The organism is Flavobacterium sp. (genome assembly GCF_024642105.1).
Taxonomy (GTDB): Bacteria; Bacteroidota; Bacteroidia; order Flavobacteriales; family Flavobacteriaceae; genus Flavobacterium.
Map to the genome: position 1 here is coordinate 144,389 of NZ_JAHEBT010000054.1, position 22,918 is coordinate 167,306.

Below are 22,918 nucleotides of genomic sequence, written 5' to 3' on the forward strand. Positions count from 1 at the left end.
TTTTCAAATTTCAAATTTTCAAATTAAAAAAATGAACCAAGATTATATTAAACCAGACAACTGGTCGATTATTGAAGAAGGATTTGATGTAGAAAGAGTAAAATCATCCGAAAGTCTTTTTAGTATTGGAAACGGTGCTATGGGGCAACGTGCCAATTTTGAAGAAACCTATTCAGGCGAAACCTTCCAAGGAAGTTATATTGCCGGAATCTACTACCCTGACAAAACCAAAGTGGGCTGGTGGAAAAATGGCTATCCAGAATATTTTGCCAAAGTATTGAACGCACCCAATTGGATTGGAATCGACATCGAAATCAACGGTGAAAATTTAGATTTGCACAACTGTGCTACGGTTCGTAATTTCCGCCGTGAATTGAACATGAAAGAAGGATGGTACCAACGTTCTTTTGAAGCTAGTTTGCAAAACGGAACCGAAATTGCAGTCAACGTAAAACGTTTTCTGTCTTTAGATTTGGACGAAGTAGGAATCATCAATTATGAAATTTCTCCTTTGAACAAAGACGCCAAAATTGTGTACAAACCCTATATCGATGCAGGTGTAACCAATGAAGATGCCAACTGGGAAGAAAAATTTTGGGAACCATTAGAAGTGAAAAAAGGAAGCAATGAGGCATTTGTAACGGCTCAAACGTTCAAAACGCATTTCAAAGCAACTACTTTTATGCACAATAGCATTTGGGCCAATGGAAAAAACGAAAACATTTCGCCTGTTGCCATTGATGCTACCAACGAAAAAATCCAACACAGTTACGAAACCGTAATTGCCAAAGGTCAAACGTCTGCGATTCAGAAAATTGGTGGATACACTGTTTCGATGAATCATGCTAACACGCAAACAGCAGCGGAAAATGTTATTAAATCGGCTTTAGCCAAAGGATATGAAGTCCTTTTAGAAGAACAAAAAGTAGCTTGGGCTAAAATCTGGGAAATGTCGGACATCACTATCGAAGGCGATGTGAAAGCACAACAAGGAATTCGTTTCAATATTTTCCAATTGAACCAAACCTATTTAGGAAAAGATTCTCGTTTGAATATTGGACCAAAAGGATTTACCGGAGAAAAATACGGCGGTTCTACTTATTGGGACACCGAAGCGTATTGTATTCCTTTCTACATGGCAACCAAAGACCAAGAAGTAGCCCGTAATTTATTGACCTATCGTTACAACCAGTTGGACAAAGCCATTGAAAATGCAGGCAAATTAGGATTTACCAATGGCGCTGCTTTGTATCCAATGGTAACCATGAACGGAGAAGAATGCCACAACGAATGGGAAATCACATTCGAGGAAATCCACAGAAATGGTGCGATTGCCTTTGCTATCTTTAACTATTACCGCTTTACGGGAGATTACAGTTATATTCCTGAAAAAGGATTGGAAGTATTGATTGGTATTGCTCGTTTTTGGCACCAAAGAGCTACTTTCTCAACGAATAAAAATCAGTATGTGATTTTAGGCGTTACTGGTCCAAACGAATACGAAAACAATGTCAACAATAACTTCTACACGAACTATATTGCCAAATGGTGTATTGATTATGCCGCAGACCAAATTCAAAAAGTTTCGTTAGAATATCCATCCGATCACAAACGCATTATCGAAAAAGTAAATTTATCGAATGCCGAATTGCAAGAATGGAAAAAAGTAGCCGACAATATGTACTTTCCACAATCTGAAGAATTAGGAGTGTATCTACAACAAGACGGATTTTTGGATAAAGAATTAGTTCGCGTTGCCGATTTAGACAGAAGTCAACGCCCAATCAACCAAAAATGGTCTTGGGATAGAATTTTACGTTCGCCTTACATCAAACAAGCCGATGTATTGCAATGTTTTTACTTCTTTGAAGATCATTTCTCTAAAGAACAATTGAAAAATAACTTTGAATTCTACGAGTCGTTTACGGTGCATGAAAGTTCGCTTTCGCCTTGTGTTCACTCTATTCAAGCCGCTGTTTTGGATAAAATGGAAATGGCATACACCTTCTATTTAAGAACCTCTCGTTTGGACTTAGACGATTACAATAAAGAAGTGGAAGAAGGATGTCATATTACATCTATGGCGGGGACTTGGATGAGTATCGTAGAAGGTTTTGGTGGTATGCGTGTAAAAGACAACACCTTGCATTTTGCTCCAAAAATACCGAAAGAATGGCAAGGATATTCATTCAAAATCAATTTCAGAAACCAAATTGTAAAAGTATCCGTAAATCAAAAAGCAACTCAAATTGCTTTGGAAGGTAACAACGCTATTACTGTTGTGGTGAATGGTAAAAAGGTTGATGTTGAAGCAAATGGTTTAGTGAACATATAACCAAACAAGACTGGATTAAAGTCCAGCCTTTGAATATAGGTCGAACCTACGGCTCTCGGAAATAGACCAAAGTTCCGTAGGAACGACTCATTATTTAACAACGGATTTTAATCCGTTGGTTGCCTAGGTAAAAAATAAAATTGCTATGAAGAAAGTCTTCTTTTTACTACTAACATCCATTGCTTTTGGGCAGGTACCGAAAGCGAGTATAGGTACTATACAACGACTTGAAAACTTCCAATCCAACTATGTGGATTCGAGAAATATCGATGTTTGGTTGCCGAATGGGTATTCCAATACTCAAAAATATGCGGTCTTATACATGCACGATGGGAATATGTTGTACGACGCCGAAACGACTTGGAACAAGCAATCCTGGGAAGTAGATGAAGTAGCTGGTAAATTGATACAAAAAGGAAAAACCAAACCATTTATTGTCGTTGGAATTTGGAATAACAATCAAAAACGCCATCCTGAATATTTTCCGCAAAAACCTTACGAAAGTTTAAGTCCAATACAAAAAGACACCATTACAGCTCAGTTACAAAAAGCCGGGAGAACAAAAGAAGTCTTTCAACCCATTTCTGATTTGTATTTAAAATTTTTAGTAACCGAATTAAAACCCTACATCGACGAACATTTTTCTACTTTAAAAAACAGAGAAAATACTGTAATTGCGGGTTCTAGTATGGGCGGATTGATTTCTATGTATGCTATCTGCGAATATCCTGAGGTTTTTGGTGGGGCAGCTTGTATTTCCACCCATTGGCCAGGCACATTTAGTTCTCAGAACAATCCGATTCCTGATGCTTTCATCAACTATATGGATTCCCATTTGCCTAACCCAAAAACACATACAATCTATTTTGATTATGGCAATAAAACACTTGATGCCTTGTACCCTGATTTACAGAAAAAAGTAGATGTATTGATGCAAAAAAAAGGTTTTACAAACACCAATTGGACTACTCAATTTTTTGATGGAAAAGACCATTCCGAAAAATCGTGGGCAGAACGACTGAATATTCCATTACAATTTTTATTAAAAAAATAAATTATGAAGAAATTACTCTTTTTATTACTTAGTACAACATTTGCATTCGCTCAAATAGACAGAGTTGAACCTCCTTTTTGGTATGCTGGCATGAATCTATCAGAAGTGCAAATTATGTTTTATGGAAAAAAAATTGCTCAAAATGACGTTTCAGTTTCCAATGGTGTCATCATTAAAACCATTCAGAAAACAGAAAATCCCAATTATCTTTTTGTAACTATTGACACCAAAAATATAGCGGCGCAAGAGCTACTTTTTTCTTTTTCAAAAAACAAGAAAGTAGCTTTTACATACCAATACAGTTTAAAATCAAGGAGAGAAAATTCGCGTTTCCGCAAAGGATTTGATAGCTCCGACATGATTTATCTATTGATGCCCGATCGTTTTGCTAATGGTAATCCGAACAATGACAGCACCAAAGAAACGATTGAAAAAGCCAATCGTGCTAATAAGGACGGACGTCACGGGGGTGATATAGAAGGAATCATCAAAAACCTAGACTACATCAAATCATTGGGAGCTACCGCACTTTGGCCTACCCCACTTTGCGAAGACAATGACGAAAGAGGATCGTATCATACTTACGGTCAATCCGATGTGTACAAAATCGATTCACGATATGGAACCAATGAAGATTATGTTCGATTGAGTGCCGAATTACACCAACGCGGTATGAAGAACATCATGGATTATGTGACCAATCATTGGGGATACCAACATTGGATGATGAACGACTTACCTACTTACGATTGGATTCATCAATTCCCAGGTTTTAAGCAAACCAATTACCGAATGACCTCTCAATTTGATCCCAATGCTTCCAAAACAGACGCTACAATGTGTATGGATGGATGGTTTGTAAAATCGATGCCCGATTTGAACCAATCGAATCCTTTGGTGTTAAATTATTTAATTCAAAATGCTATTTGGTGGATTGAATATGCCGACTTAGATGGGTTCCGAGTAGACACCTATTCGTATTGCGACAAGAAGGGAATTGCAACTTGGACCAAAGCCATTACAGACGAATATCCACATTTCAACATCGTAGGAGAAGTTTGGATGCACGACCAAGCTCAAATGGCCTATTGGCAAAAAGACAGTAAAATTGGCGCCATTCAAAGCTACAATTCCAACCTCCCTTCCGTAATGGATTTTACGCTACATGATGCTATTGGCGGAGGCGTTTTCAACGAGAGTAAAGCCAATTGGGACAAAGGAATTATAAAAGTGTATGAAAATTTCACCAATGATTTTTTGTATCCTAACACTAACAACATGTTGGTTTTTGCCGAAAATCATGATACCAATCGTTTCAACCAAATCTACCAAAGTGATTTCAAAAAGTACCAAATGGCGATGAGTTTGGTAGCTACCGTTCGTGGTATTCCGCAATTGTATTATGGTTCTGAAATTGGAATGAAAGGAGATAAGAATGTGGGGGATGGTGATATTCGCCACGATTTCCCTGGCGGATGGAAAGGCGATACCAACAATGCTTTTTCGGCCGAAGGTCGTACTAAAGAACAACAACAATTTTTTGATTTTACAGCCAAATTATTCAATTGGAGAAAAGGCAAATCAGTCATTCACACCGGAAAAACAACGCATTATATTCCTGAAAACAACGTCTATACTTATTTTAGATACAATGATTCCGAAAGCGTAATGGTAATCATCAACAATTCGGATGAAAAACAAGGTGTGGCTGTTGCTCGTTTTCAAGAAAACACCCAACACTATTCAACAGGAAAAGATGTAATTTCCGGACAAACCATCAACATCAAAAACAACATTACTATCGAGGCTAAATCAGCGTTGATTCTTGAATTACAACATTAATCAAACCATTAAGAAATTAAGATTCATTAAGAAGAAAACAATATTAATAGCAAAAAAAGAATAATTAAAAACCTTTCTAATAGTACAATAAAACTTAATACCCTTAATCCCTTAATGGTTAAAACTAAATCAAATATTATGAAAAAAAATGTTTTATTACTAGCTCTTTTGGCTGTATTCATTTCGTCAAATGAAACACAAGCACAAAACAAAAAAATAACTCGCACTACACCTTTTGTTTGGGAAGCTGCCAATGTATATTTCCTATTGACGGATCGTTTCAATAATGCAGACCAAACCAATGATAGCAACTTCAACCGTACCAAACCAACCGGAAAATTACGTGGGTTCATGGGTGGAGACATCAAAGGAATTACACAAAAAATCGAAGACGGCTATTTTGACCGATTAGGTATCAATGCCATTTGGATGACACCTTTGGTAGAACAAATCCACGATGGGACTGATGAAGGAACGGGCTACAGTTATGCTTTTCACGGGTATTGGGCAAAAGATTGGACGGCATTAGATCCTAACTTTGGAACTCCTGCCGAATTAAAAATGATGGTAGAGAAAGCCCATCAACACGGCATTCGTGTTATTTTTGATGGCGTTATCAACCACACTGGTCCTGTTACACCACAAGATGCTCTTTGGCCAGAAAATTGGGTACGAACAAGCCCAGCTTGCGATTACAAAAACTACGCAAATACAACCGCTTGTACCTTGGTAGCCAATCTTCCTGACACACGTACTGAAAGCGAACAAAATGTTGAATTGCCTGCTGTTTTGGTAGAAAAATGGAAAAAAGAAGGCCGCTACGAACAAGAAGTGAAAGAATTAGATGCTTTCTTTGCTCGTACAGGCTACCCAAGAGCACCAAAATATTACATCATCAAATGGTTAACCGATTATGTTACCGAATACGGAATTGACGGTTACCGTGCCGATACTGCCAAACATATTGAAGAAGGTGTTTGGGCTGAATTCAAAAAACAATGCAATTATGCTTTTGCTACTTGGAAGAAAAATAATCCTTCAAAAGTATTGGATAACAATAGCTTTTTTACAACAGCTGAAGTTTCTGGTTATAACTTAGGTGGCGGACTATACTATGAATTTAGCGACAAAAAAGTAAATTATTTTGCCAATGGATTCAATAGTCTAATCAATTTCGAATTCAAAAATGAAGCAAAAAAAGACTATGAAGACTTATTTTCTTACTATTCTAGTAAATTACAAAATGAATTGAAAGGATTTGGAGTATTGAACTTTATTTCTTCTCATGATGAATCGGCGCCTTTTGATGGTAAGCGAGAAAAAGCAATCGAAAGTGCCACTAAATTATTGTTAGCACCTGGAACTGCTCAAGTCTATTATGGAGATGAATCGGCTCGTAGCTTAGTGATTGAAGGGACTCAAGGCGATGCAACACTGCGTTCATTCATGAATTGGGATGATATAAAAAACAACCCAAGCACTCAAAAAACTTTGGCCCACTGGCAAAAATTAGGATTGTTTAGAAAAAATCACCCTGCGATAGGTGCTGGTGTTCATCAAAAAATATCAGCTAGTCCTTATGTATTTAGTCGTAATTATACGCAAGGAAAATATAGCGACCAAGTAGTGGTGGGGCTAAATTTAGCCAAAGGCAAAAAAACAATTGCAACAGGAACTATATTCAAAAACGGAGCAAAAGTAAAAGATGCTTATTCTGGGAAAGAAGCTGTTGTTGCTAATGGAAAAGCAAGTATAGATTCTGACTTTGATTTGGTTCTTCTGGAATTGAAAAAATAAATTTAGACAACCCTTCCAGCCTTTAAAAGGCTGGAAGGGTTAATAGGTTGGATAGTTTTAATTCTTACCTTTGTCCGTTCAAATTCAAAATATGAATCAAGACTTTGATATTATTATTGTAGGAGGTGGAGCTGCTGGATTTTTTTCGGCTATCAACATCGTAGAAAACAATCCAAAACTCAAAGTGGCGATTCTTGAACGTGGTAAGGAAGTCCTTTCCAAAGTTCGTGTTTCAGGAGGAGGACGTTGCAATGTGACTCATGCTTGTTTTGAACCCAACGAATTGGTTAAATTTTACCCAAGGGGCGAAAAAGAATTACGCGGTCCATTTCATCAATTTTGCTCTGGAGACACCATAGAATGGTTTGAAAAGCACGGAGTCGAACTTAAAATCGAAGACGATGGTAGAATGTTTCCCGTTTCCAATTCTTCTCAAACCATCATAGACTGTTTTTTAAATACCAGTCATCAATTAGGCATTACCATTGTAACGGGACAAAGTGTGCAATCCATTTTCAATACAGAAGGCTCGGTAGGAAATTGTTGGAAAATTGACACTCAAAACGAAACCTTCTTAGCCGAAAAACTGATTTTGGCTACAGGAAGCAATCCTAAAATTTGGGATCTGTTGCATACGTTTGGTCACGCCATTATCACCCCTGTCCCTTCCCTATTTACCTTTAATATCAAAGATACCCGCATTAAAGAATTACCCGGTATTGCCACTCAAGTAACCGTTAAAGTTAAGGATACCAAACTCGAGTCAACCGGGCCTTTATTAATCACCCATTGGGGAATGAGCGGCCCTGCGATTTTGAAATTATCTGCTTGGGGAGCGCGTATCTTACACGATAAAAACTACCAATTTACTATCGAAGTCAATTGGCTCAACGATAGAGATACTGAGGAAGCCGAAATTCTTTTGAAAGAACTCAAACAAGAACATGCCAAAAAAACGGTGGCTAAAAAGTCGCCTTTAGAATTGCAAAATCGGTTGTGGGAAAGTTTGGTTCTAGCCTCAGGAATTAGCAACGAAACCAAATGGGCCGATTTGTCAAAAATCCAATTGCAAAACTTGGCGAACCAACTTACCAAAGGTGTTTTTCAAGTCAATGGCAAAAGTACTTTTAAAGAAGAATTTGTTACTGCGGGAGGAATTGATTTAAAAGAAATCAATTTCAAAACCATGGAAAGCAAATTACATCCTAACCTTTATTTTGCTGGCGAAATTGTCAATATTGATGCTATTACAGGTGGATTCAACTTCCAGAATGCGTGGACCAGTGGTTTTTTAGTAGCAAACGCCATTACGGAGTAATATTATTTTTTTACTTATAATTTAAAATTAATAATTATTGATTTAAAATTATTTTGTTTTACAAAAAAAGTTTGTAGTTTTGGAGCTGAATTTACCCAATTAATTTTCCTCTTAGCCCCAATCTTACCCAAATGAATACCATTACTGCCCGAATTCAACTCATCAATAGTTACAGACCACTATTAACCACTAAAGACAAACCCTTAAGAACCAGAATAGTAAATTGCCAAATAGCATTATACTTTTCGGGAATATTATTTTTGGTAACCTCAAGTATCGGCTTTGTCACTATATTAATAGAATTAGCAGGAATTCAGGATGTATTCGATTGGAATAAAATGGGATATTTGGCATTGCTTTTAATTGGCAGTAGTTTCAATTTTCAGAATAGTGTATACCAATACTTACTTTTAAAACACATTCAATTTTTAAAAAATAACTCCGAACAATTTGTAGAATGGGAAATCAACAAAACCCTTCAGAAAATCATCAAACAATTAAACAAGCCAATCAAGTCTAAAATTTTAATTGTTACCGCAGGATGTATAATCACTGGTGCGTTCATGAATTTTTCAGGAAATGGCCAATTCAGTTATTGGAATTTTTTTAAAATACCTTTTGTATTCTATACCTTCTATTTTTTAAAACTATTTTGGAATAAATACAAACAACTCGTAGAACACTTAATACAAGTAGAAATTGAATCTCAACTAACAATTCAACCACCAAATACTAGCCGTTAAAACTGAAGCGAAGCTCACCCAAGCCAAATACGGCAATAATAAGTAACTCGCCGTTTTATTGATTTTAGCAAATTGAGAATAGGTTTCAAAAATCATGAGCCAAAGTAAAACCACTTCAATGGTGGCTAACATGGGGTTGTGTAATCCAAAGAACAAATACGACCAAAGTGCATTCAAAACCAATTGGATGGTAAAGAATTGTAAGGCTTTAGTAACCGCTTCTTTATTGGAAGCTATTTGATTCCAAACTAAGCCTGCAGCAATTCCCATCATAATATACAACGAAGTCCAAACGGGTGCAAAAATCCAATTAGGCGGATTAAAACTCGGCTTTATTAAAGTGGGATACCAAGTCGTTATAGAAGCACGCGTAACCATTCCAGAAACATATCCCACAACCAAACAAATAACGACAACAATTGCAATACGAAAGATTTTGTTCATTTTACTTTTTTATTTGAACCAAAATTACTCAAAAGCAATTCAGTAAAAAAAGTATCTTTGCTAAAATTTTTATTTATGGTAGTAACAAACGATTTTATTCCAGCTTCCTATACAAATTCTATTGAACAAGGTGTTTTTCAGTGGAGTGCGCCAAGTAATATTGCATTGGTAAAATATTGGGGCAAAAAAGAAAATCAAGTACCAGCCAATCCTTCGGTGAGTTTTACCTTAAATAATTGCAAAACAATTACGCAATTGGCTTTCGCCAAAAAACAAAATGCAAACCAATCGAATTTTTCTTTTGATTTACTTTTTGAAGGAAAACCAAAAGAAGATTTTAAACCAAAAATTCAGAAATTTTTGGAGCGAATCGAACCGTATTTGCCTTTTTTAAAAGACTATCATTTTACGATTGATACTCGAAATACTTTTCCGCACAGTTCTGGAATTGCTTCTTCTGCATCGGGCATGGCAGCTTTAGCCATGAACTTGATGAGTTTAGAAAAGGAATTGAATCCTGCAATGACTGAAGATTATTTTTACCAAAAAGCCTCTTTTTTAGCCCGTTTAGGGTCAGGCAGCGCTTGCCGAAGTGTAAAAGGTCAAGTTGTCGTTTGGGGAAACCAAGCCAATATTACTGGAAGTTCAGATTTATTTGGAGTCCAATTTCCACACACTATTCACGATAATTTCAAAAATTATCAAGACACTATTCTTTTAGTAGATAAAGGCGAGAAACAAGTTTCGAGTACTGTAGGTCACGATTTAATGCACAACCATCCTTTTGCCGAAAGGCGATTTGCACAAGCGCATGAAAATTTAGACCAACTGATTTCAATTTTTGAATCAGGAAATTTAGAGCAATTTATCGCGGTTGTTGAGAGCGAAGCCTTGACATTACATGCCATGATGATGACCTCGATGCCGTACTTTATCTTAATGAAACCAAATACATTAGAGATTATCAATCGCATTTGGAAGTTTAGAAATGAAACTAAAATACCCGTTTGCTTTACTTTAGATGCTGGTGCCAATGTTCACGTTCTCTACCCAAATCAAGTGAAAGAAAAAGTCTTGCAATTTATTCAGGACGAATTAGTTGGCTATTGTCAAAATGGTCAGTATATTTGTGATGAAATTGGAATTGGGAGTCAATTGATAATTGATAATTGATAATTTAAGAATTGGATGGCTCGAGAAAATATTACAAAAGAAAAATCTTTTGCTTTTGCCATAGAAATTGTAACTCTTTATAAAATTTTGCTTGATAGAAAAGAATTTGTTCTGTCAAAACAAATGTTACGCTCTGGAACATCAATCGGTGCCAATATTAGAGAATCAGAGCATGCACAAAGCAAAGCTGATTTTATTCATAAATTATCTATTTCATTAAAAGAAGCCAATGAAACTGAATATTGGATAGATTTGTTATTTGAAACAAAATACTTAAGTCAGTCTGAATTTGAATTTATAAAACCAAAAAATGTAGAATTATTAAAATTACTAACCAGTATAATTAATACTTCCAAAAAAACATAATTATCAACTGTTAATTATAAATTATCAATTAAGTATGAAAGGACCTTTATTTTACTCAAAAATATTACTCTTTGGTGAATATGGAATTATCCAAGACTCCAAAGGACTTTCTATCCCTTATAACTTTTATAACGGTGCCTTAAAAACGGACAACAATCCTTCGGAAGAAGCTATTTCTTCTAACGGGCATTTGAAACGTTTTGTGACTCATTTGAAAACATTAGCCATTGAACAACCTAATCTAGTTCAGTTCGATTTAGCTACTTTAGAGAATGACGTGAACAATGGTATGTACTTTGATTCTAGCATTCCGCAAGGCTATGGCGTGGGAAGTAGTGGTGCTTTAGTCGCTGCGATTTACGACAAATATGCCCAAAATAAAATTACCGTTTTAGAAAACCTAACTCGCGAGAAATTGTTAGCATTGAAAACTATTTTTTCTCAAATGGAGAGTTTCTTTCACGGAAAAAGTTCAGGTTTAGATCCTTTAAATAGTTATTTAAGCATCCCGATTTTAATCAACTCAAAAGATAATATTGAAGCCACAGGGATTCCAACTCAAAGCTTTGATGGCAAAGGAGCCGTTTTCTTAATCGACTCAGGAATTGTTGGAGAAACAGCACCAATGGTCAATATTTTCATGGAAAACCTGAAAGATCAAGGTTTCCGAAATATGCTGAAAACACAGTTTGTAAAATACACTGATTCTTGTGTGGAGAATTTCTTAGGTGGCGATATGAAATCATTGTTTGCTAATACTAAAAAATTATCAAAAGTAGTTTTGAATCATTTCAAGCCTATGATACCGGAACAATTCCACGGTATTTGGCAAAAAGGAATTGACACCAACGATTACTATTTGAAATTATGTGGTTCTGGTGGAGGCGGTTATATTTTAGGTTTTACCGAAGATTTAGAACGCGCCAAAGCTTCTTTGAAGGACTACAAATTAGAAGTGGTGTACCAATTCTAGCCCAATACATTTAACGACAAAAACGATACAATGTTAAGCAGAGCTAACAAATTGGTGGTTATGAAAATTATCAGCTTGTTCTCTGTAGTGAGAGGATATAATATTCCCATTATCATCTTGGCACAGTATCTATCAGCCATATTCATTTTGGCTCCCGAAAAAAGAGCCTTGAATGTATTGCTCGATTTCAATTTGTTTATTTTGGTTTTTGCTTCAGCATTGACTATTGCTTCAGGATATATAATTAATAATTTTTACGATAGCCAAAAAGATTTGATTAATCGTCCCAACAAGTCTATGCTAGATCGATTAGTGAGTCAAAAAACCAAATTGAGCGTGTATTTTACTATAAACTTTATAGTAGCATTAATGGCTTTGTTTGTTTCTTGGCGCGCTTTTTTCTTTTTCTCTGTTTATATTTTCCTAATCTGGTTCTATTCTCATAAAATCAAAAAACAGCCAATTATTGGCAATTTGATGTCGGCTTTCTTAGCTGTTTTACCCTTTTTTGCTATCCTTTTGTATTATTACAATCAAATCCCTTTTGAAGAAATTGAGAATTACAGCAATCAACTGGCAGTCATTTTTGCACATGCCAGCTTTTTGTTTTTGTTATTGCTCATTCGAGAAATGATTAAAGATTTAGAAAACTTGAAAGGGGATTTAGCTAACAATTACAAAACGATTCCAATTGTTTATGGAGAACGTGTTTCCAAAAATATAATTTCTGGATTGACTATTGGCACTGTAATTCCAGTCTATGTCTTAATTGAAATTTACGATGTAGGTTATATGGACACTTACTTTTACGGTTGTCTAATTGTACTCCTCTTCTTTGTTTTGGCTTTACAAAAAGCAACCCAAAAAGAACAATTTCTTCGACTGCATAATGTATTAAAATTTTTAATTGTAGCGGGTGTATTTTGCATTGTTCTAATCAATCCGTCTGTTTTGTGGCACGGAAAACGATTGTTGCACTTTATTTTGTAACTCCCCTCTTTCAACTCTTTGATTCTAAAATCGTTTCTCAAGGATATAAATACTATCTTTGCCAATTGAAGGACAAGTCTGTCCGAATGCAGAAATAAATTACATATTATTATGAGTACTACCAGAGGAGGAGGAAGAACCAACAGTTCTAGACCTAATTCAAATAAGCCAAAGGCGGCATTACCAAAACGTGCGCAAGGTCCTAAAAAAGCTAAAATCAATACCAAAGCAGCCGAAGTGGAAGCCAATAAAGTGGTCAAAAAACCAAATCAAGCTCCAAAAAGAGCCAAAGCAGCTGACGAAATTCGTTTGAACAAATACATTGCAAATTCAGGCGTATGTTCACGCCGTGATGCCGATATTTACATCCAATCAGGTAACGTAAAAGTGAATGGTGTTCCTGTTACTGAAATGGGTTATTTAGTAAAACTAAATGACACTGTGAACTTTGACGGAGTGCTATTAACTCCTGAGAAAAAAGAATACATCTTATTGAACAAACCTAAAAACTTCACTACGGCACTTGACGAAGGTCAAGAATTTCGTAATGTATTAGAGTTAGTTCGCGGAGCTACTACAGCAAAAATTGGTGCAGTAGGTAGAATGGACAAAAACACAACCGGATTGTTATTGTTTACTAATGACACTGATATGATTAGAAAATTCACTTTGCCTAATCAAAAATCATCGAAAATCTACCAAGTCTCGTTAGACAAAAACTTGAAATACGAAGATTTAGAAAAAATAAGCAAAGGTTTGGTTTTAGATGGACACCGCGTATTTGTTGAAGAAGTAAGTTATATCGACAACGAACCTAAAAGCGAAATCGGCCTTAAATTACGTTCAGCTAATGTAAAAGTAGTACGTTCTATTTTTGAACACTTTGATTATAATGTGTTGCGTATTGACCGTGTCGCTTTTGCTGGTTTAACCAAAAAGAACCTACCTCGAGGCAACTGGAGAATGCTTACAGAACAAGAAATTATCAATTTGAAAAACATTTAAGTTGCTCAAATCTATTCCATAAAAAACCTGCAAAGTAATTTGCAGGTTTTTGTTTTTTTAGATAATATCAATAAACAGACTCTCAAGTAGTACTTTTTGTCAGGGATTAAACTACTGCTTTGAATTTGTGCTAATCTGTGAAATCTGTGTTTTAATTTGGTTATCCTTTTATCTTTTTAACCAGAGTTTCTTCTTTCTTGTCCAAACCTCTTTTTCGCAACAAAGGCTCAATACTTGGCTCTGCACCACGGAAACGTTTGTACAACACCATTGGATCTTCTGTCCCTCCTTTTTCCAAAACATTTTTACGGAAAGACTTTGCCTTTTCTGGATTAAAAAGTGTAGTTATTTTAAATGCTTCAAAAGCATCGGTATCCAACACTCCCGACCAAATATAACTGTAGTACCCCGATGAATAACCTCCTGAAAAGATATGACTGAAATAGGTACTTCTGTATCTTGGAATAATTGATTCAATTAAACCAATTTTATTCATCGCTTGTTTTTCAAAAGTATTGGCGTCAATAGTAATATCTTTAGTTTGCGAATGGTACGCCAAATCCAATAAGGAAGCCGCCAAATATTCGGTAGTACCAAAACCTTGGTCAAACGTACCTGATTTTTTCAATTTAGCAATTAAGGCATCTGGAATCACAGCTCCTGTTTGATAATGCTTAGCAAACATCTTAAGCACTTCAGGCTCTGCTGCCCAGTTTTCCATAATTTGCGAAGGCAATTCCACAAAATCTCTTGGTACGCTTGTTCCTGCCAAACTCTTATATGTCACATTTGAAAGCAACCCATGTAATGAATGTCCAAATTCATGAAAAAGTGTACTTACTTCATCAAAGGTTAGTAGTGCAGGTTTGTCTTGTGTTGGTTTTGTAAAATTACATACTATAGAAATCACAGGCGCTTTACGCACTCCATTTTCTGTTTTTTGATTTCTATACGAAGTCATCCAAGCACCACCTCTTTTAGATTCACGCGGGTGAAAATCAGTATAAAGTACCCCAACATGTGTTCCGTCAGCTTCAAGAACTTCAAAAGCAGTAACCGATTCATGATATTTAGGTACATCTTTTAATTCTTTAAACTGTAATCCATATAATTTTTGAGCGACTTGAAAAGCTCCATTTCTTACATTCTCTAAACTAAAATACGGACGTAATTCTTGCTCGTCCAAATCAAAACGTTCTTTTCTAATTTTCTCCGTATAATATCTCCAATCATACGGTTGAACAGCTCCTTTAATACCATCCTTAGTCATCATTTTTTGAATGTCGGCAGCCTCCAGTTTTGCTTTTTCCAAAGCAGGTTCCCATAAATCGTTTAATAATTTATTGACGTTTTCTGGTGTTTTTGCCATCGATTCTTCCAAAACATAATTAGAATGAGAGGCATAACCCAACAATCGGGCTTTTTGTCCACGAAGATTCGCTAACTGAATCGCATTAGCTTTATTATCTAATTCATCGTCGTGATTGGCACGAGTTTGATACGCATTCCAAATCTCTTGACGCAATTTTCTATTGGCACTGTATTGCAAGAATGGCATCACACTCGAATTAGCTAAAGTAAACACCCAACTTCCTTCTTTGCCTTTTGACTTTGCATCAGCTGCTGCTGCATCAATTACATTTTGTGGTAATCCCGCCAAATCTTTTTTATCGGTAATTACCAATTGGTATTTATTGGTCTCCGCCAAAATATTTTGACCGTATTTCAAACTCAACAAGGACAAACCACCATTAATTTTACGTAGCGTTTCTTTCTCAGAAGAAGATAAATTAGCTCCAGAACGAACAAAATCTTTATACGCATTGTCCAATATTTTAGCTTGTTCCAAGTTCAAGCCTAGCGTTTCTTTTTTGTCCCAAAGCGCTTTAACTCTAGCAAACAATTTTTCGTTCAAATAAATATTATCGCGGTGTGCCGATAAATTAGGAGAAACTTCTTTGGCTATGTTTTGAATTTCTTTATTGGTGTGCGCCGAATTCAAATTAGAGAAAACTGTATTGACATTAGACAACAATTCTCCTGCATTTTCCATTGCCAGAATAGTGTTTTCAAATGTTGGCGCAGCCGTATTGTTAGCAATCACATCAATCTCGGCAGCATTTCTTTTAATCCCTTCTAAAATGGCAGGTTTGAAATGTTCGTTTTTAATTTGATCAAAAGGTGGAACATTAAATGGCGTATTGTACGCTTGAAAAAATGGATTCATAGTAGTCGTTTCTTGAGCATTTGCAGTTAGCATACTTCCAATGGCTAAGCAAACAAATAAAGTTTTCTTTATCATGTGATGGAGTTTAAAAAAGGTAAATTTAGGAGAAAGAAAGGATATAAAATAAAAAAAACCTTAAAAATGTTAGTTCATTTCTAAGGTTTTCAGTGCGGATAATAGGAATAGAAAAGGGTGTTTTAATATATTTCTTTGTGTTTCACAACCGACCTAATCCCTTTATTTTATTGACATAACTAAATTTTTCATATTTTTGAATCATACTGGAATTCAAATAAAAATAAATATTTCGGGAAAAATACGGGAAAAATGAAAAAAGTTTCGTATATTTTATTATGGCAACAATAAACTTCAAAATACAAGAAAAAGCAAAAATCGATCCAACTAAAATTTACATTAGATTGAAAGGGAAAGATTTTGATTATAATGTACCAACTGAATTATTAGTATCTAAAAAAGAATGGTCAAATTCAAAACAAAAAACCAAATCGTTAGCTGAATCAGACTCAAAAAAATTAGACATTAATAAAACATTAAAGGACCTCAAAAATTATATAGTTGACGAACTAAATAACGATCAAAAAGAAGGCTTTTCAATAGATAAAAAGTGGCTAACAGGAAAAATTAATTTATTCAGCAATAAATCATCAAATAATAAAACTGATGCTAATTTCTTTTTAACATCATTTGCAGACAAATATATTGAAACTTCAAAAAATAGAACTAATAAAAGAACAGGACAAAAACTCAAATTAAGAACTATTCAAGACTTTGAAGACACTTCAAATAAATTAAAATTTTACGAAGAAAAAATTGGTAAACGAATTAAAATTATAGATATAGATTTAAAGTTTCATAAAGATTTTATTGAGTTTCTTCGTAATGAACTTTTATTAGGAGAAAATACAATTGGGGCAAAAATTGATAATTTAAAAGCCTTTTTAAGAGATGCTGAATTAAACAGAATTAAAGTTGATCCTATTTTTAAATCCAAAAATTTTTATTCCCCATCATCTGAAACTCAAGACATTTATTTTGATGAAGATGAGATTGAGAAAATAAAGAATCATCAATTTGAATTTGACAGTTATTTAGATAACGCTCGAGACTGGTTATTGATTGGATTATGGACTGGACTCAGAATATCCGATCTTTTGTCTATTACAAAAAAAGACATCAAAGATGGATATATAGACAATACAAATTTCAAAACCAACATTCCAGTAACTATACCCTTACACCCACACGTTAAAGGAATAATAGATAAAAGAAGTGGTGAATTACCTAGAAAAATATCTGACCAAAATTTCAATGATTATATCAAAGAAGTCAGTGAAATTATAGGTTTTAATGAGAACGTTTTGGGTTCAAAAATGTGTATTGTGTTAGACACAGATAACAAACCACTATTAGATAAAGATGGTAACAAGATTCACAGAAAAAAACAGGGTATGTATTTCAAATATGAATTAGTTACTTCTCATATTTGCAGAAGATCATTTGCAACAAATTTATATGGTAAATTAGACACTCTCACTATAATGAAAATAACTGGTCACAAAACAGAAAAACAATTTCTATCCTACATAAAAACTACTCCCAAACACCACGCAGAAAAATTAAAAAACTACTGGGATCAAAATTACAAATAAAAAAAACCTGCAGTCTACTATTAGCAGGGTTTTAAATTTTTGATATATTCTAAAATTTCGGAATTTTTAAATCTTACAGATTTTCCAACGCTCCTTCCAGTTATTCTACCTCTCATTCTTAAATTGTCTATTGTACCTATCGATACATTTAACTTGCCTGCTAATTCCTCTCGGGTGATCAATGAATCATCAAAATAATAATTTGATGAAAGTTCTTTCTTGAATTCATCCAGTTTAGTTTCTACTAGTTTAGTCACAAGAGTATTTATTACTTCAATTAGTAATTCTTGATTTAGTTTAAATAATTGACTACTATCTAACTCATTCATTTCGTATCAACTCCCCTATTCTCTTTTTTTTTATCATGGGAAGTGAGAATTATTCTTTTAAGGTCATATCGAGACCACTGTTTTAATTCATTGAATTCACCTCATTGTATTCTTCTTTAATAGTTAAACATCTAGTTACTAGAGCTAATGTATGCCGGTTTAATTTACCGGTCAAGTCGAAAAATCTAAATTTAGATTTTCTTATTAACTCCTTTTTCAAATAATAAAGAAAAAAAATGAGAATACGAAATGTGAGGTTTAATAAATGGAATACTAATCGTTTATTGACAAAAAGTAACTTACGATACTAGGGATTTAAATTGAAGTGAATTTTTTATTTACCTCCTGAGGTACTACCGATTTGAGACTAATCGTGTTTATACGAAAGATAGATTTGGAATATCTTTGAGCAAAGTCAAAAATGAAACGAGACTGTGAACTAAACATTTTAAAAATTTATATTTATTTACCGAACACTTAATTAACAATTAGATCAACCAAATATTTTTTTAAAAAAACTAATGTTCTTAGGCTTCTGTATATTATTATGCTTTTTGGAAATAATATCTATTTCATTCATCCTTTCTTGCAATTCTTCTAACCATTCTGTAAGCCCATCATTAGGTTTATAATACACCTCGTTTTTACGATGAGAATTATAAACAGCTATTTCAGATTTAATAAGTTCAATCTGGTCTTCTAAATTTCTTTTTATATATTCTCTATAATATTCTAAATTAGTTTGGCTTTTGATTAAACTGTCATTATCAATAACATCTAACGTGAAATTACTCCAATCTTTCAAATAATTCGGATTTACAAGTAAATAACTGGCATAAGCTATACAAACTCTTTCAAAAGAAGGATTAACAATATAGGTTAACACAAAATTGGACATTTTTTTACTTTCAAACATTTCAAAGTATTTATTTTCAGCAATTTCGTATGAATCAAATGCCATTATTGTTGATTTTTTTTCTTGATCAACTTCAATTATAAAATATTCGTATCTAAGTTCAGAGATTAAAATCCAATTCTGTCTAACTTGAATATTATTTTGACGAAAAACCTCATTTAATTTTTGATAAATTTTATGCCTTTCATCGATTTCTATTATTTGATATTTTTCGTCAATACTAAGTTGTTCTTTTTTTGACATTAAATACAAAAAGTCTTGAAAATCTTTATTTTTCTCTCCTTCTTTTATTTTTGTGTCATAAAGAATATCTACAATTTCAACTAATGAAGCCCATCTATGAGAATTTACTGTTCTTAGTTGTATTTCAATTAACTTATTTTCATCTAATGGACTTTCAATGTATAAATGACAACCACAATATCCATCCTCTTTCGATTGTTCTAAATAATTATTAATTCTCCTTACTTTAAATATTGATTCAAATCTCTCCAAAAGTGTTAATAAGGCGTTTTCACTGTATAATATAATTCTACATCCTGCAATGTCCCCCATATTTCCCAAAGCCATATTAGGTTCTCTCTGTATTTTTGATAAAATTGACTCAATCCTTTTAATACGATATGTAACAATACTATCGTTTCTAACTCTTTTACTCTCGGTTGATATTTTTTTAAAAATACTTTTCAAATCTGACTGGAAAGAAATTCGATAATCTTGAAGGTCTAAAATATCTTTTTCATCAACTTCTTCATTATTCTTAAGTTTTACACGTATTCTTTTACCTACTCGAGTAATTTTAGATTTTGTCATTAAAACAATTTGATCATCTATCATAAAATTGAATTGTTATTTAAATTAAACTGCTAATCTATAGAATTACTAATGTAGCAAACTATAACTAAACTCAACTTAAAAACATTCTTAAGTTGTTAAAAAATCATTGAAATGATAATGATTTATGAATAAAGGGATTTTAAAAAGTTTATATTTTTGTATGGAAATATTGATAAAAACTACGTAAAAGTATATAAGTTTATCAATAATTAAGTCACTATTTCATTTAACTCTTTAATTAATAAATAATCTGAATAATTAGAAGAATCGATATTAAAATATTTAATCTTTCCAGAAAAATCCTCTACACCGTCTCTTATAAATTCTATTTTCCAGTCTTTAGAGACAGGATAAATTATAGGGGTATTTAATATTCTTTCATCCTTTCCTAGATTCAAATTCCAAATTCTATCAGGATTTCTACCTTTGGTTTCGTGAGGCTCACAAAACCAAAGTTTAATTACATATTCACCCTCTATTTCATTTGAATATGATAATGAATCTATAAGAGTTTTATACATACTAAGTGGAGGCCTAAATGTGTTTGATGGAATATTAATAAATCCCATTTTTTTCCAAAATAATTCTGATTCTTCAGGAGAACAATATAACTCTGTGACTAAGGCTCCTTTTAATTTAAAAAAATATAAAGACTCATTAATAAGAATTTTAGCAACCCCTTTTTTCCTCTCCGATTCTTTAATAACAGTGATTGAAACTTTAGCAACAAAATCAGAAATATGATAAACAATAAATCCAATGGGGTAATCATTATCAGTTATTATAATCGAATTTTTAGTATTTAATGCTATTAAAATCATATTCCAATGGTTATGAAAACCATCTTTGTTATCCTTTTCTTGTTCAAACAACCATTTTTTTATTTGAATAAAATGGTCAGAGTTGGGAGCATAATTTATTTTTATCATTGTGAATTATTTTAATAAAGACAACTGTTTTAGTTTATTTTAATGAGATAAAAAATCGAAATTAAAAAATATATACTACTAATTTTACGGTTTTTGAAGCTTTTAATTACGGTTTGTTGGTATCTCTTAACATTCAGTTTGTTACTGCTAATAAAATGAAAAACATTAAAAAAATAATTCTTTAAAGTAATTTTAAAAGTTTAATATAACCTTGAACGATTTCTTTTGTACTTTCATAACCTTCAGATTTTTCATTTGTGTTTTCTTTCAGATACAATCTCCTGTTTACTTCCAACATTATTGAAGTAACTCTCGGTTCTTTTTGATAATATTCCATGGGAACAATTGATCCTGAATAGGGAGTATCAACTCCTAATGTATATCCTTTTGTTTCAAAATAATTTATTGACGCATCAATGATATGTTGCGGAGTATGAAATGAATCTGTCCCTATATTAAAATCTGGTCTTATTTCATCTTGTACTAAAGCTCTAGTTAATGGTGAAGAAGGAAAAGAATGACAATCTAAAATTAAACATGATTTCGTTTGCTCTAAACTCGTTTTTACCGCTTTACTAAGCAATGTGTGGTGAACCCAATAATAGTTGTTTAAAACATCTGATTTTAAATCTGGGGTAACTACTCTTAGTTGATTCCCATTATCAAATTTTTCGTAAAGTACTCCCATTCCAAATTTAGACATCACTTCAAGTTCATCATCGGCAAACCTTTCAACATCGCAAAAGATTCTTGAAAAAAGGGCGACAATTTTATCGTCCACTTGAGAGTCGAATAAGTCATCGGTATACCAATCGGTCAGTTTGATAATTTCCTTTTGTATTTCATCATGAGAAGATACATATCCATCGAGTAATGGTATTTCTGTCGAAGAATGTGGTATGTGTAAGACTAATTTTTTCATACAAAAAAATTTAAGGTTTAATTTTATTTGTATTCCGAAGTTATAAAGTAAATTTAGTTACGTTTATTTTGACTTAGAAAGTCCGTATTGTTTTACCACCGCGGTGACTTCACTCGGTTGGTACCCTAATGGGTTCGGAATACCTAACAAATATAATAATTAATTCGTAATAAAATTCCCTAATTTAATATTAAATTTGACTACATTTACAATTCGTCGCGGTTTCTATAATAAATATAGTTTTAAAATTTTATAAATAGTAAGATCTATAATTAAGGGAATTAGTTTAACTCTTAAACTAAATTGGAATTTTATGAAGAGAAAAAATTGTTAACAATTGATAATTTAAATTAAAATGAATAAATTAATTTTAGTGGTAATAGTGTTAGCTTTAAACATGAGTTCTTGTGGAAATGACAAAAACATTAATAATATTACAACAAAGGATAAAAAATTTTTATTCGAAACTGCTTTAGGAGAAAAAACGGAATGTTATTTAACTTTTTTAAATGATGGTAATCAAAATTCTATATCAAATAAGGAGTTAATTTTGTTAATAAAACTATCAAATAGAAAAATCAAAGAAAATTTATTATTACCAAGCAGTTTTAAGCCCCTCGAATATTATATTAAACAATCTGCAGAATGGGATGGATTTCAACAAACAGTTATAATAAGACTTAATATAAGGGTTTCTTTCAACTGTAAAAATCGAAAAGGTTCTGAAATAATAGACGATAAAGAATTGGAAGTTGTCAAAAATCTAAATGAAAACAAATTTTCTTTTTATTAGAAATTAATTTTTAAAGTTTAATTCTAAATTTAGTATCTTAATTTTTTAAAAAAAAATATATTACCCGATATTATCCCAATTTATTTCTCGATATTTATGTTTTAAATCACAAACTATGAAACGCAGAAAGTTTCTTACGGCTTCGGCCTTATTAGGTTGTGTGGGTTTTGGTTTTGGGATGTCGGTTCGTTGCTTAAAAAAATTAAACTTTCCATAATCTTTGGACTAAGTTTTAAATGTATAAAAGGTGTCAAT

The 22,918-nt window shown here is 33.1% G+C and carries 19 protein-coding genes and 1 riboswitch; of the genes, 13 read left to right on the plus strand and 6 right to left on the minus strand.

Annotated features, from left to right (window positions below; translation table 11 throughout):
- The first annotated feature begins 31 nt into the window (after nt 1-31).
- The 6 genes from Q0L65_RS10680 (at nt 32) to Q0L65_RS10705 (ending at nt 9,089) form a co-directional block, all read left to right on the plus strand.
- Nucleotides 32-2,335, plus strand: coding sequence for a glycoside hydrolase family 65 protein (locus Q0L65_RS10680; RefSeq protein ID WP_296686167.1), 2,304 nt, complete (start codon nt 32-34; stop codon nt 2,333-2,335).
- A 145-nt stretch (nt 2,336-2,480) separates the two neighbouring features.
- Nucleotides 2,481-3,389: an alpha/beta hydrolase-fold protein gene (locus Q0L65_RS10685; RefSeq protein WP_296686169.1), complete on the plus strand. Its 909-nt coding sequence runs from the start codon at nt 2,481-2,483 to the stop codon at nt 3,387-3,389.
- A gap of 3 nt (nt 3,390-3,392) precedes the next feature.
- Nucleotides 3,393-5,231: a glycoside hydrolase family 13 protein gene (locus tag Q0L65_RS10690; protein ID WP_296686170.1), complete on the plus strand. Its 1,839-nt coding sequence runs from the start codon at nt 3,393-3,395 to the stop codon at nt 5,229-5,231.
- Between the two features lie 138 nt (nt 5,232-5,369).
- Nucleotides 5,370-7,028 (plus strand): alpha-amylase family glycosyl hydrolase, encoded by a 1,659-nt coding sequence (locus Q0L65_RS10695; protein WP_296686173.1) that lies wholly within the window; start codon nt 5,370-5,372, stop codon nt 7,026-7,028.
- A gap of 91 nt (nt 7,029-7,119) precedes the next feature.
- A complete protein-coding gene (locus tag Q0L65_RS10700; protein ID WP_296686175.1) occupies nt 7,120-8,346 on the plus strand; it encodes an NAD(P)/FAD-dependent oxidoreductase in 1,227 nt (408 codons plus the stop codon).
- Nucleotides 8,347-8,477: 131 nt separating this feature from the next.
- Nucleotides 8,478-9,089, plus strand: coding sequence for a hypothetical protein (locus Q0L65_RS10705; protein WP_296686176.1), 612 nt, complete (start codon nt 8,478-8,480; stop codon nt 9,087-9,089).
- Here the strand turns inward: Q0L65_RS10705 and Q0L65_RS10710 are convergent.
- Nucleotides 9,057-9,533, minus strand: a complete 477-nt coding sequence (locus Q0L65_RS10710; protein ID WP_296686177.1) for a TspO/MBR family protein — start codon at nt 9,531-9,533, stop codon at nt 9,057-9,059. The two genes, Q0L65_RS10705 and Q0L65_RS10710, sit on opposite strands and share 33 nt — an antisense overlap.
- 75 nt (nt 9,534-9,608) lie before the next feature.
- On the opposite strand from Q0L65_RS10710, the gene Q0L65_RS10715 reads away from it, so the two are divergent.
- The 5 genes from Q0L65_RS10715 (at nt 9,609) to Q0L65_RS10735 (ending at nt 14,040) form a co-directional block, all read left to right on the plus strand.
- Entirely contained in the window at nt 9,609-10,706 is a 1,098-nt protein-coding gene (locus Q0L65_RS10715; protein WP_296686179.1) for a diphosphomevalonate decarboxylase, read from the plus strand.
- A 15-nt stretch (nt 10,707-10,721) separates the two neighbouring features.
- Nucleotides 10,722-11,072, plus strand: a complete 351-nt coding sequence (locus Q0L65_RS10720) for a four helix bundle protein (protein ID WP_296686181.1) — start codon at nt 10,722-10,724, stop codon at nt 11,070-11,072.
- Between the two features lie 34 nt (nt 11,073-11,106).
- Complete coding sequence (locus Q0L65_RS10725; RefSeq protein WP_296686182.1) at nt 11,107-12,045, plus strand: mevalonate kinase; 939 nt, start codon at nt 11,107-11,109, stop codon at nt 12,043-12,045.
- Nucleotides 12,046-12,075: 30 nt separating this feature from the next.
- Complete coding sequence (locus Q0L65_RS10730) at nt 12,076-13,035, plus strand: geranylgeranylglycerol-phosphate geranylgeranyltransferase (protein WP_296686185.1); 960 nt, start codon at nt 12,076-12,078, stop codon at nt 13,033-13,035.
- A gap of 111 nt (nt 13,036-13,146) precedes the next feature.
- The gene (locus Q0L65_RS10735) at nt 13,147-14,040 is read left to right on the plus strand and encodes a pseudouridine synthase (RefSeq protein ID WP_296686187.1); all 894 of its coding nucleotides are present in this window, start codon (nt 13,147-13,149) and stop codon (nt 14,038-14,040) included.
- A 160-nt stretch (nt 14,041-14,200) separates the two neighbouring features.
- Here the strand turns inward: Q0L65_RS10735 and Q0L65_RS10740 are convergent, their stop codons facing one another.
- Nucleotides 14,201-16,267, minus strand: coding sequence for a M3 family metallopeptidase (locus tag Q0L65_RS10740; protein ID WP_296686268.1), 2,067 nt, complete (start codon nt 16,265-16,267; stop codon nt 14,201-14,203).
- A gap of 353 nt (nt 16,268-16,620) precedes the next feature.
- Here Q0L65_RS10740 and Q0L65_RS10745 point away from each other — a divergent pair, with 353 nt between their 5' ends.
- Complete coding sequence (locus Q0L65_RS10745; RefSeq protein WP_296686188.1) at nt 16,621-17,937, plus strand: tyrosine-type recombinase/integrase; 1,317 nt, start codon at nt 16,621-16,623, stop codon at nt 17,935-17,937.
- Between the two features lie 20 nt (nt 17,938-17,957).
- Here the strand turns inward: Q0L65_RS10745 and Q0L65_RS10750 are convergent, their stop codons facing one another.
- From Q0L65_RS10750 to Q0L65_RS10765, 4 genes are all read right to left on the minus strand, one after another.
- Nucleotides 17,958-18,266, minus strand: a complete 309-nt coding sequence (locus Q0L65_RS10750; RefSeq protein ID WP_296686189.1) for a helix-turn-helix domain-containing protein — start codon at nt 18,264-18,266, stop codon at nt 17,958-17,960.
- A gap of 493 nt (nt 18,267-18,759) precedes the next feature.
- Nucleotides 18,760-20,019: a RelA/SpoT domain-containing protein gene (locus Q0L65_RS10755; protein ID WP_296686191.1), complete on the minus strand. Its 1,260-nt coding sequence runs from the start codon at nt 20,017-20,019 to the stop codon at nt 18,760-18,762.
- Between the two features lie 209 nt (nt 20,020-20,228).
- Nucleotides 20,229-20,948 carry a GNAT family N-acetyltransferase gene (locus tag Q0L65_RS10760; protein ID WP_296686192.1) on the minus strand — a complete coding sequence of 240 codons (720 nt, stop codon included), beginning with the start codon at nt 20,946-20,948 and terminating at the stop codon, nt 20,229-20,231.
- Nucleotides 20,949-21,129: 181 nt separating this feature from the next.
- Nucleotides 21,130-21,870 carry an N-formylglutamate amidohydrolase gene (locus tag Q0L65_RS10765; RefSeq protein ID WP_296686193.1) on the minus strand — a complete coding sequence of 247 codons (741 nt, stop codon included), beginning with the start codon at nt 21,868-21,870 and terminating at the stop codon, nt 21,130-21,132.
- A 54-nt stretch (nt 21,871-21,924) separates the two neighbouring features.
- A riboswitch (SAM-I-IV-variant riboswitch) is annotated at nt 21,925-22,018 on the minus strand.
- A 207-nt stretch (nt 22,019-22,225) separates the two neighbouring features.
- On the opposite strand from Q0L65_RS10765, the gene Q0L65_RS10770 reads away from it, so the two are divergent.
- Nucleotides 22,226-22,663, plus strand: coding sequence for a hypothetical protein (locus Q0L65_RS10770; RefSeq protein WP_296686194.1), 438 nt, complete (start codon nt 22,226-22,228; stop codon nt 22,661-22,663).
- Nucleotides 22,664-22,918: the final 255 nt, after the last annotated feature.